This is a genomic window from Acinetobacter sp. 129952 (assembly GCF_056642055.1).
The window spans coordinates 14,508-26,865 of record NZ_JBWVSU010000012.1 but is presented as its reverse complement, the minus strand read 5'-3'; the positions used below and the strand labels follow the sequence as shown (position 1 = coordinate 26,865).

General features: G+C 42.1%; 9 protein-coding genes and 1 riboswitch. Of the genes, 8 read left to right on the top strand and 1 reads right to left on the bottom strand.

The features are described from left to right. Positions 1-80: 80 nt before the first annotated feature. From AC1IR0_RS12765 to uca, 4 genes are all read left to right on the top strand, one after another. Positions 81-974, top strand: coding sequence for a LysR family transcriptional regulator (locus AC1IR0_RS12765; protein ID WP_004280389.1), 894 nt, complete (start codon positions 81-83; stop codon positions 972-974). Between the two features lie 206 nt (positions 975-1,180). Next, positions 1,181-1,292, top strand: a riboswitch (guanidine-I (ykkC/yxkD leader). Between the two features lie 28 nt (positions 1,293-1,320). Further along, complete coding sequence (locus AC1IR0_RS12760) at positions 1,321-2,058, top strand: urea amidolyase associated protein UAAP1 (RefSeq protein WP_180049364.1); 738 nt, start codon at positions 1,321-1,323, stop codon at positions 2,056-2,058. A gap of 11 nt (positions 2,059-2,069) precedes the next feature. After that, positions 2,070-2,720 (top strand): urea amidolyase associated protein UAAP2, encoded by a 651-nt coding sequence (locus tag AC1IR0_RS12755; RefSeq protein ID WP_164543251.1) that lies wholly within the window; start codon positions 2,070-2,072, stop codon positions 2,718-2,720. A 4-nt stretch (positions 2,721-2,724) separates the two neighbouring features. Further along, on the top strand, positions 2,725-6,345 hold the full coding sequence (gene uca, locus AC1IR0_RS12750) for an urea carboxylase (protein WP_479741444.1): 3,621 nt from the start codon (positions 2,725-2,727) through the stop codon (positions 6,343-6,345). Between the two features lie 46 nt (positions 6,346-6,391). On the opposite strand, the gene AC1IR0_RS12745 is transcribed toward uca, so the two are convergent. Next, entirely contained in the window at positions 6,392-8,287 is a 1,896-nt protein-coding gene (locus AC1IR0_RS12745; RefSeq protein ID WP_312159581.1) for an AAA family ATPase, read from the bottom strand. 612 nt (positions 8,288-8,899) lie between these two features. On the opposite strand from AC1IR0_RS12745, the gene AC1IR0_RS12740 reads away from it, so the two are divergent. The 4 genes from AC1IR0_RS12740 to AC1IR0_RS12725 are packed head-to-tail and all read left to right on the top strand — an operon-like array spanning position 8,900 to position 12,306. Then, positions 8,900-9,031 (top strand): hypothetical protein, encoded by a 132-nt coding sequence (locus tag AC1IR0_RS12740; protein ID WP_312585205.1) that lies wholly within the window; start codon positions 8,900-8,902, stop codon positions 9,029-9,031. Continuing rightward, positions 9,024-9,467 carry a CopG family ribbon-helix-helix protein gene (locus tag AC1IR0_RS12735; protein WP_479741443.1) on the top strand — a complete coding sequence of 148 codons (444 nt, stop codon included), beginning with the start codon at positions 9,024-9,026 and terminating at the stop codon, positions 9,465-9,467. Before AC1IR0_RS12740 ends, AC1IR0_RS12735 begins: the two co-directional genes overlap by 8 nt. An 11-nt stretch (positions 9,468-9,478) precedes the next feature. Next, on the top strand, positions 9,479-11,287 hold the full coding sequence (gene atzF, locus AC1IR0_RS12730; protein ID WP_479741442.1) for an allophanate hydrolase: 1,809 nt from the start codon (positions 9,479-9,481) through the stop codon (positions 11,285-11,287). Further along, positions 11,284-12,306 carry an ABC transporter substrate-binding protein gene (locus AC1IR0_RS12725; protein WP_174894393.1) on the top strand — a complete coding sequence of 341 codons (1,023 nt, stop codon included), beginning with the start codon at positions 11,284-11,286 and terminating at the stop codon, positions 12,304-12,306. The genes atzF and AC1IR0_RS12725 overlap by 4 nt, the downstream gene beginning before the upstream one ends. Positions 12,307-12,358 lie beyond the last annotated feature (52 nt).

Genomic DNA, 12,358 nt, shown 5'->3' with positions numbered 1-12,358 from the left:
ATTTTAATCTGACCATAAATGAACTTATGCGGATGAAAGACCTGTCCGAATGATGAGAAAGTTAAAGGAAATGTATTTCTGTGTTTGAACTTGACTGTAAATTGCTCAGTATTTTTTATTATGTCTATAAATTTAAAAACGTATCTCAGGCAGCCGATCATTTAGATATGAGCCAGCCAGCGGTGAGCAATCTGCTGAATAAAATTCGCCAGCATTATGGTGATCCTTTATTTTTACGTATTGGCAATGAGATGCTACCTACGGATCTGTCCAAACAGCTCTTTCCCTTGGTCAGCGAAGCACTGAGCAAAGTTGAAGCAATCAATAATTTTACTATCAATTTTGATCAGGTCACTTCACAGCAGCGCTTTACACTGGCGATGACCGATGTATCACATCTGGTGTTATTGCCAAAAATTTCCCAGTATCTGAAGCAGCATGCATCCCATATCCGTCTGAATGTGCGTCCGATTACCTCGGAAACCAGTTATCAAATGGCCAATGGTGAGATTGATCTGGCTTTGGGCTTCTTGCCAAATCTGGAGAATGGCTTTTATCAGCAGAAACTGTTTGAGCAATATTATGTAGTGATCGCGGCGAAAGATCATCCGCGGCTCACGGGTGACAGCATCACGACCGAAGAGTATTTACGTGAAACGCATATCGATATTGATGCCGGGATGGGGCATTACCATATTGAAAATGAATTGCTGAATCTGGAACTTAAGCGTGACATTCTAATGCGTCTGCCAAGTTATCTGGGAGTCGGACTGGTAGTGCAGGAAACCGATGCGATTGCGACCGTGCCTTATTATTTGAGTGAAGTCCTGTTATCACGTGGCAATCTCAAGATCTTTAATGCGCCAATTGCATTCCCGACCTATTCCGTAAAGCAGTATTGGCATATGTCCTGTCATCATAAAACCAGCCATCAATGGTTACGCAATATGCTGCATGAGATTTTAAGTAAATAACTCTACAACTTAAATAGTTTGATTGAGTTCTCATCTCTAGATTTTAAACTCCCGGTTCAAGCCGGGATTTTTTTATTTTGGTACATCTTGATGCCTTTTTCAGAGCCTTGCACCTGAAGTGATCAGTTCCATCTCAAAAAAAAGTATTACGAATATAAAAAATAGTATTACCAGTTTGGCACGTCCTTTGCATCTATCTACTCAATCATAAAGTGATCTAGGGTTCCGATACATGAAGATTCATGTAGGTCTGCGACCGAGAGTTCACGGCTTAAGTTTCAAGCTCAAGCTACACGGAGGGATAAAAGCCCGGGAGGTAAACCGTACAAGATTGGGATGGATGCATATGAGCACAACTACTTATCACGAAGATCAAGTCCTCTGGACTGAACGTTTACCGGGTGGACACCACTGGTCAGCACGCATCCAGCGTGGCGCAGTTTTACAACTTAAATCTTTAGGCGCAAATGCCAATGTTTCACTGTTTTGTGTGAATAGCGAAGATAAGCTTGAAGCCTATAACATGCCAGACAGCTTAAAAGGTCAACACAGCGCATTTTTAAGTACAGGGCACATTTTGGCGTCTGATTTAGGTCGTGCGATGATCTCGATTGTCAAAGATGACCATGGTTGGAATGATGCCTTTTGTGCGCCAAGTACCGCACCGCAAATTGGAGCACAGTTTGGCACGAAGACCTTCCAGGATGCCCGCAACGACATGTACCGCAATGCTAAAGACAGCCTACTTTTAGAGATGACCAAATTTGGTTTATCTGCGACGGATCTGAGTAATACCTTAAATCTATTCTCAAAAGTTCAACCGGATGACAATGGCAATTTAACTTATGTGAAGTCTGACAATACCGACCAAGTAATTGAACTACGCTTTGAAATGGATTGTTTGGTGTTTTTATCCAGCGCACCACATGCACTCGACAATTCTAATGAATATGCACCAGCCGATATTCAGCTCTCACTCTTTAAAGCACTGCCTTTAGGCGACACCGATGTCTGCCGTGACTCATGCCCGCAAAATCAGCGTGCGTTTCAAAATAATAACCGCTACTACGCTTTAACTGCTTAAGGGGAATGATCATGACTGCACTCGTAAATATAGAAAAATCAGTACTTAGCGAAGTTTGTCCTGCCGGTGAAGCATGGATGTGTGAAGTCAAAAAAGGCCAGTATTTCCGTATTGTTGATCTTGAAGGTAATCAAGCGGTGGATACTTTGTTTATTTCCGCACATAACCCTGAAGAGCGTTATAGCGCAACCGATACTTTGGCGATGAACCGTCAAATTTATCTAGAAAAAGGTACGACTTTATATACCAACTTTGGCAATAAAATTGCGAGTATTCATGATGACAACTGCGGTCGCCACGATACTTTAGGCGGTGCATGTTCATGTGAAAGTAACACGGTTCGTTATGCGCATGATAAATATCCAATGCACAGTTGCCGTAACAATTTCATGATTGCATTGTCACAACATCCGATTGCGAAAAAGCATGGTCTGAATGTGCGCCATATCGGTCCAAATATTAATTTTTTTATGAATGTACCTGTAACTTCAGATGGTCACCTGAAATTTGATGATGGGATTTCTGCACCGGGCAAATATGTGGAAATTAAAGCTGAGATGGATTTGATTGTGTTGATCTCAAACTGCCCACAACTGAATAACCCATGTAATGCCTATAACCCAACAAAAATTCAACTGATTGTCCGTGAAGGCGAGGTATAAGACTATGACTTTAAAATATGGGTTTAATAAAGTTCTCATCGCCAACCGTGGTGCAATTGCTTGTCGTGTCATCCGTACCCTTAAAAAATTAGGCATCCAATCGGTTGCGGTGTATTCGGAAGCAGATCGTGATTCCTTGCATGTGACTTTAGCTGATGAAGCGGTCTTTATTGGTGATGCACCTGCAAGCCAAAGCTATCTGAATGTCGATAAAATCTTAGAAGTGGCCAAACATACCGGTGCGCAAGCGATTCATCCGGGCTATGGATTCCTGTCTGAAAATGCCGAATTCTGTAATCTGTGTGAAGCTCAAGGCATTGTATTCTTGGGACCAAATGCCGAGCAAATGAAAGCTTTTGGTCTCAAACATACTGCACGTGAATTGGCAATTCAAGCCAATGTGCCGTTATTGCCGGGTAGTCAATTACTCGCTGATGAAGCTGAAGCACTGCTTGAAGCGGAACGTATCGGTTATCCTGTGATGCTCAAAAGTACCGCTGGCGGTGGTGGTATTGGTATGCGTTTGGTGTGGAATGCTGAAGAGCTGAAAGATGCTTACACAACCGTGTCGTATTTAGCGCAAGCGAACTTTAAAGATGCAGGCTTGTACCTCGAGAAATTTGTGCAAAATGCGCGTCATATCGAAGTGCAAATCTTTGGTGATGGCAATGGCTTAGTTTTAGCTTTAGGCGAGCGTGATTGTTCGGTGCAACGTCGTAACCAAAAAGTGATTGAGGAAACACCTGCGCCACACATTACAGATGAACAACGTGCTTATATCCAAAACGTTGCGATTCAATTGATGCAGTCAGTGAATTACCGCTCGGCAGGTACAGTTGAATTTGTGATGGATACTGACACACAAAAATTCTACTTTTTGGAAGTGAATACCCGTCTACAAGTGGAACATGGCGTTACTGAACAAGTCTTTGGTGTCGATCTTGTGGAATGGATGGTGACTTTAGGCAGTGGCGATTGGGTTGCACCAACATCAAAACTTGAGTCACAAAGACATTCAATTCAAGTGCGTCTTTATGCCGAAGATCCAATCAAAAACTTCCAACCAAGTGCAGGACTTTTGACGCATGTTGAGTTCGATGCCAACGCGCGTAATGAAACTTGGGTAGAAACAGGTTCAAACGTCTCATCTTTCTATGACCCGATGATTGCCAAAATTATTGTGACTGCGGATGATCGTGATTCTGCAATTCAAGCCATGACAGTTACGCTCGCTAAAACCCAAGTGGCGGGCATTGAAACCAACCTTGAATATCTACAAAACATTATCGACTGCAATGTCTTTAAAGCCGGTACGCAAACCACACGTTTTTTAAATACCTTTGAGTGGAAAACTCAAAAAATTGAAGTGCTACAAGCGGGCATTCAAACCGCCGTGCAAGATGTGACAGGACGTTTAGGTTACTGGGATGTTGGTGTTCCGCCATCAGGTGCGATTGATCCGCTGTCTTTGAATGTCGCAAACCAATTGTTGGGCAATGCACCGAATACCGCAGGGCTAGAATGTACACTCCAAGGACCAAGTTTAAAATTCCATTGCGATAGCCAAATTGTCTTGGCAGGTGGCGATATGCCATCGACGTTGGATGGTGTTGCTGTCCCAATGTGGCAAACTGTGAATGTGCGTAAAGGTCAGACGCTGAAATGTGGCAAGATCGCCACAGGTTGCCGTACTTATATCGGGATTAAAGGTGGTCTGAATGTGCCTGAATATTTAGGCTCACAAGCGACTTTTACCTTGGGTCAGTTTGGCGGTCATGCGGGGCGTAATTTACTGATTGGCGATATGCTTCCAATCACGGCATTTACATCTGATGACGTGAAAGCCTTAATAGAAGATCAAATCCCAACATTTTCCAATTCTTGGGAAATTGCGGTGATGTACGGTCCACATGGTGCGCCTGATTTCTTTACCAAAAACGACATTGATACCTTCTTTGCCAACGAGTTTGAAATTCACTTCAACTCCAGCCGTACCGGAATTCGTTTGATTGGTCCAAAACCAGAATGGGCTCGTCAGGACGGTGGCGAAGCGGGTCTGCATCCATCCAATATTCACGACAATGCTTATGCGATTGGTGCCATCGACTTTACTGGGGATATGCCAATTATCTTAGGTCCAGATGGCCCAAGCCTCGGTGGTTTCGTGTGTCCTGCGGTGGTCATCAATTCGGAACTTTGGAAACTCGGTCAGCTTAAAGCAGGCGATAAAGTCAAATTTGTGCCTGTCAGCTATCATCAAGCCAAAGTACTGAATGAAAAATATCGTACGCAATTAAATGCTGAGGATACGCAAGCCGTCACTTTTGATGAATCATTCTATCCTGAAATCAGCACCTTAAAATCTTCCATTTTAGATACCTTAAAAGGCCAAAATGGCACGCCTGATGTGGTGTATCGTCCTGCCGGCAATAACTATATGTTGGTGGAATATGGCGAGTTAGTTTTAGATTTAAACCTGCGTTTCCGTATTCATGCGCTGATGCAATGGGTCAAAGATCAAAACATTCAAGGCATTATTGACCTGACTCCAGGTATTCGTTCGCTACAAATACATTTTGATTCGATCCAACTCGATCAGATTGATTTATTGCGTATGCTTCAAGTGGCTGAAGAACAACTGCCTGATGTGACCGAGATGCAAGTGCCATCACGTACCGTGTATTTACCACTAGCTTGGGAAGATTCACAAACACAACTTGCCACTGAGCGTTATATGCAAACGGTACGACCTGATGCGCCGTGGTGTCCGGACAATATCGAATTTATCCGTCGTATTAATGGCTTAAAAGACAAACAAGCCGTGAAAGATGTGGTCTATAACGCGAGTTATTTGGTCATGGGCTTGGGTGATGTGTATTTGGGTGCACCTGTAGCAACGCCACTTGATCCGCGTCAGCGTTTAGTCACCACCAAATATAACCCTGCACGGACATGGACACCTGAAAACGCTGTGGGGATCGGCGGTGCATATATGTGCGTGTATGGCATGGAAGGTCCAGGCGGTTATCAGTTTGTCGGTCGTACTTCGCAAATGTGGTCACGTTATCGCAAAAACCCTTACTTTGAGCAAGGTATGCCGTGGTTATTACGCTTCTTTGACCAAATTAAGTTTTATGAAGTCTCTGAATCTGAGCTCATGCAGATGCGTGAGGACTTTAAAGCAGGTCGTTTAAAACTACGTATTGAAGACGGTGTACTCAACCTCAAAGAATACAATGACTTCTTAACGGAAAATCAAGAATCTATTTCGGCATTTAAAGCGGTGCAACAAGCTAACTTTGATGCTGAGCGTAAGCGTTGGCATGAAGCTGGCCTTGCAGAATATGTGTCTGAAAGTCTAGATGCGGTGGATGATGGTGAAGGTGTAGAAGTTCCTGAAGGTGGCTGTGCGGTGGAATCGCATATGCCGGGTTCAATTTGGAAAATTGAATGTCAGTCAGGCGATATTGTGGAAGAAGGTGCGACCTTAGCTGTGATTGAAGCGATGAAGATTGAGATACCAATTATTGCGCCTGAGCGTATGAAAGTTGAAGCAATTACTATTGAAAAAGGGCAAACGGTAAAAACGGGGCAGGTGTTGTTTACGTTGGCGCCAGTGGCTTAAAGAATCCTCCCTAACCCCTCTTTAATAAAGAGGGGTTAGGGGAGATTTAAGAATTACATTTTTCGATATGCTTAAATATTCGTTCACATAACGCTTTGGCTTTTGGTGTAAGTTCCCAATCAGGTTTTTCATCGAAATCTTTGATGATTTCTCGGCAGAAATCTAGTTTATATTTTATTGTACCTACACCTTTACCATCAGCAAATGCAGTTTTATCAGTTGATGTTCTGGTATTTCGTATTTGATCGTCTAATAGTTTTCCTATTCCATAATCTTTATGATCAAAGTAATCAGATGCAGTGATTGAATCTAACTTTTCTATAGTAAACCCCTGTTTAGTTCTAGTTTGCATCTTACTAAACTTTTTTTGAGCTACTCTAATGATTGCCTCTTTCGGCAGAGTATTTTCTGTTTCCTTGCACTCTAAAATTAAATAATTATCTTTTTTCAACTCACGCTTTAAAACTTCTACACGATCAGCTTTACCTTGAATATCACCATCAGCAATGAGTAACATTTCACTTGCGACAGCTTTAGCACTTAAACCTTTATCTTCCAATTGATCAGCATATGTATCACTAAAGCACCAATGCACTAAATTACTTCCTGCATACTCTACAAATGTATAGTGATAATTCGGCATAAAACGACGATACTTTTTATAAAGCTCTTCATTCGATTCTTCTAATTCAGCTAAATATTTTTCCATATATTTAGTGATATAGAGCCGATCGGTAATGCCTTCTACCCATATCGTACAGTTCGCCAAATAAACAGAAGAAGGACGTACGCCTAATGAAGCAAGTAGGTCACGATCTCGGTCACAACGCTTAATTTTAAAATCAAATTCGCTTGGGTTATCTATTTTCGGTTGTTTTACAAATTTTTGAATTATGACTTGGTCAGATTCATCTGCCATATCGAGTAAATGATTGGAGTGCGTTGTAAAGAAATAATAGTGGTCAGTTTCATCCAAATAGAAATTCATAAGCTGACGAACCATACCTGCGTGCATATGTAACTCAGGCTCTTCTATAAAGAAAGCATGTCTTTTATCTTTGTTGATGAATGCTTCATAAGTCAAAATGATTGCTTGTTGTAAACCATCACCTAACTGTGAAATAGGGAATTGCCTATCACTACCTATTTTAATATTTACAACATCTTGATCATGCTTAGGGATAAGTGAAACAGGTTCATTATCAAAAAAATATTCGCTTAATTTTTCTTCATATTTTTTAATCAGTTCACGTTGTTCTGGTTCGCCTAAAAGGTGAATTTTAAGTTCATGGTAGAGGCCTTCACCTGTAATTATGTTTGATAAATTAAATTTTCTATTCTCTAAACATTCTCCGTTTGATTCTTTATCCATAAAGTAATCTTTATGGGTACGCTCATAATAGGCTTTTTTATTTTCTTCTAAATTAACAGGGCGCATACCTCTTAGTATAGGAATATAGGATTTTTTGCTAAAACCTAAAAAGTTATTAAAGTGATCTATATCTTTTTTAATTTTTTCATAAAATGTTTCTAATTCTTTGGTATTAGCATGAGTATATCTAGATAAATCATTAAATTGTTGATCAAAAAATCTTTTATACTCAGCTCTAGGAAATAAAGGTGCATTTAAAATATTAGTTATATGGGGTAATAGATGTGTTTTTTGATAACCTGATCTATTATCTAGGCTAAAGCTATACTCTGCTAGTGAATTGACTAAATTTTCAATATGTTTAATATCTTCATGATGAGTTAGGCTATTTAAAGAATGAAAGTCAATTATAGTTTGAAATAATGATCTTAGAAAACGACTTTTCCCTGCATTATTTTTCCCAATAAAAAAGTTTAATCTTTTTATTTCTATAATTTTATCGTAGTCGACTTCATTGTCTGAAGTATAATTTTCTAAGTTTTCAGCCCAATAATATAATTTTTCAGTCATAAAAAGCCCCCAAATATGGGAGCTAATTTAGCAGCAATTCATTACTTTTCAAATGAGTTATGAAATAGTGATTGATTCAAATCTGGTTGGTCTTTATTTTAGCAGTATAACACCTTAATAGATGACGGCCTGAATCACTTAGCCACACTTTGATGCACCCTCGAACCCCAATGGTGCAAAATGGGCTATTTTTTAGGCATACTTAAAAAATAAATCATTCTTGTTTTGCCTCTATTTGCGTATGTAATTAATTTTCCAAGCATTCTGCTTAAATCTATTCTATTTTATATTGTGGCACGCTTAATGCATTTATTTATATACAACATAAATAGAGGAGAGTAATACACTTGATCACTCATAATCACAAACATCGGTTAACCATTCATGTATAAAAAGAATAGCAAGGACATGAGCAATCAAAATGGAATAAACTGGTGAAATACAAAACTTACTTTTGCTTTAGAACAAGCCCCATTTCAATGTTATGGGGCTTTTTTTCGCCCTTTTATATAAGTTTATTCACCTCATCCAAATAACTAAAAATTGGCACGCTTTCTGCATTTTCCTAAGTAATACGAAATTCTGGTTTTGTAATATCCACAGGAGATGCACATGAACAATTCGACATCAAATAAAAAAATGCATCCATGGCTTCACTTTCTGGTTGAGCTGCTCAGCGTACGTGCAGGCTTTCACATTAAACAGTCTTCACAATACCAACCCAAGGATCAACATCGTGCCTAAACAAAAATTGGCACGGATCAGTATCACCGTGCCAGAAACAACGCTTCAGGCAATGGATCAAAAAATTGTCGAGCAACACTATGAAAGCCGTTCACAGGCCATTGTCGACATGATTAACCGCCACCTGATTGATGATCTGGTGATTCGCGATGAAGTCATGGTTGGCACGCTTACCTTGCTCTATGACGTCAGCTTGAAACCGCTGCGCAGTCAGCTGGTCGATCTGCAGCAGCAGTATTTGGCGCAAGTGATCAACTCACTTCATATCCAGCTGGATGATGAAAAAATTCTGCAAGTCATGCTGATGCAGGGCGCGAGCAGTGATCTAAAAGAAATTAGCGAACAATTTATTGCACTGAAAGGCGTGATTAAAGGGCATCTCGAACTGATGGATGCCGTCATACCGCCTATTCCACAAAATACCGAACACACTTAAGGAGAACAGCTGTGCACAACTTATGGACTGTACAGGACTGGCAACACGCCTACCAGAATAACAATATCCAGCTTAGTGACCTGATTGAGTATGTTGCCGGGTTGAATAATGACGATCATGCCTGGATTTCAATTGCGACGGCAGCACAATTACAGGCACAAATTGATGCATTAACTGGTGCAGATACTGAAAGCTTGCCACTTTATGGGGTGCCATTTGCGGTCAAGGACAATATTGATGTTGCAGGGTTCTATACCACAGCAGCATGTAAAGAGGCAGCTTATCTGGCGACTTCCGATGCAACAGCAGTAGCCAAATTAAAAGCTGCCGGCGCGATTGTCGTGGGTAAAACCAATCTAGATCAGTTTGCGACGGGTCTGGTCGGTGTGCGTTCCCCATACGGCGCCGTGAAGAACAGCTTTAATCCTGAATATATCAGTGGTGGTTCGAGTTCAGGTTCCAGTGTAGTGGTAGCCAATGGATTAGTGCCATTTTCACTGGGTACAGATACTGCAGGTTCAGGACGTGTACCGGCAGGACACAATAACATTGTTGGACTCAAACCGACCAAAGGCTGGTTTTCGACTACAGGCCTGATTCCGGCTTGCCGCACTATCGATGTGATTTCGATTTTTGCATTAACGGTGGATAATGCCTGGCAGGTAGCGCAAGTCATGCAGGGCTATGATGCCAGCGATGAGTATTCCAGAACGCATCCTCAAAATGTTCCTAGCCAATTTTCAAAAGGGAAAATTGCCATTCCAGATACACTGGAATTTTATGGCGATGCTGAAACTGAAAAAGCATTCCAGCTGGCGATCGCACGTGTACAAAGCTTGGGTTATACGGTTGAGCCGATTGATTTTGCTCCATTTCAACAACTGGCAGCGGCCTTGTATAACCGCTCTTGGGTAGCTGAACGTACCAGTGCCGTGGAAAAAATGGTGCAACGCGAGCAGACCCATCCGGTAATTGGCCAGATTATTGCACAGGCAGACCGGTTCAGTGCGGTCGATGTCATGCAGGATGAATACGAACGCGCCCGCCTGAGCCGTGTTATTCAAACTACACTGGCAGATTATGATGCCTTGATGGTGCCTACTGCACCCACCATTTATCGCATTGCAGATGTAGAAGCGGATCCTCTGGTGAAAAACAGCCATATGGGCGCTTATACCAATTTTGTCAATTTTGCCGACCTGTCGGCTTTGGCGCTACCCAATAGCATTCGTGCCGATGGTTTGCCAACGGGCGTGACCTTTATTGCACCAGCCTGGATGGATGAAGCACTGGCCAAATTCGGGCAAAAATGGCAGCAGGCGAGCCAGTTAAATTTAGGCACCTCTGAACGCCCATATGAAAAAACAACTGAAATCTCATCGGGTCACAGCGTCAAACTGGCTGTCGTCGGTGCACATCTAAGCGGAATGCCACTGAATTTTCAGCTGACCACACGTGGTGGTACCCTGATCAAGCAGACCCGGACTGCTTCGCATTACAAACTCTACGCTTTAAAAAATACCACACCGCCAAAACCTGGCCTGCAATACAACGCGAAAGGTTGTTCAATTGAAGTCGAAGTCTGGGACATTCCGCGTGCACTGTTCGGGGACATTGTTGCAGAAGTGCCAGCACCTTTGGGGATCGGTAATGTTCAGCTGATCGATGGTACTTGGGTCAAAGGCTTTATCTGTGAAGGCTATGCACTTGAGGATGCAACAGATATTAGTCATTTCGGTGGCTGGCGCGAATTTATGAAATCTAAACAACTTTCAAATACCAAATTTAAATGTGAATGCATAGGGGAAGTCACAAAATGATCAAAAAAGCACTGATGTCAGTTTCCGTACTGTCTGCAATCCTTTTAAGCGGTTGTGACAATACCGCTAAAGTACCTGAACCAAATGCCAAGGCTGAAGGTACTGTAAATACTCAACCCATCCGGATTGGTTATAGCGACTGGCCGGGTTGGGTTGCGTGGCAAGTTGCGATTGAAAAAGGCTGGTTAGAGGAAGCTGGAGTCAATGCTGATTTTAAATGGTTTGACTATTCAGCTTCACTTTCAGCTTTTGCTGCCAACCAGCTGGATGCGGTCATGGTCACTAATGGTGATAATCTGGTCACTGGCTCTGGCGGGACCAAGGGCGTGATGATCATGGCGACCGATTATTCAGCTGGAAATGACGTGATTATTGCCAAGAATGGCATTAATTCGATTCAGGATCTGCGCGGTAAAACCGTAGCCACTGAAAAAGGTCTGGTCGATCACTTGTTACTGTCCACTGCACTGGATGATGCCAAAGTTGGCCTGAATGAGGTCAAACTGGTCAATACCATGACCAATGAATTGCCACAGGTTTTTGCCACTCCCGATATTGATGCGATTGCAGTATGGCAGCCGGTGGCAAATCAGGCTTTATCTGCTGTTGCCGGTTCCAAGATTATTTTCACCTCTAAAGACAAGCCTGGATTAATCTACGATACCTTGACCGTGAATCCAGCCCATCTGGAAGCCAATAAAGAGCAATGGAAAAAGGTGATTCAGGTTTGGGATAAAACTGTCAAATACATCAATGACCCGGCGACTCGTGAAGATGCTGCACAGATCATGTCCAAACGTGTCGGTGTCGATGCGAAGACCTATATGCAGTTCATTGATGGCACGCATTTGCTGGATCTGGCCGCCAACAAGAAAGTCTTTACCAAAGGTGATGGCTTCGACTCGATCTATGGTTCCAGCTACCATGTGAACAAGTTCAATGTGGCCAACGGCATTTATACGACTGAAATGAATGTGGATGGTGTGATTGTTCCGACTCTGTTACAAGAACTCAAATAGAGCATGCCGCCTCATTGGGGAATGTAATCTAGACCCATAAAAAATCCCCGGA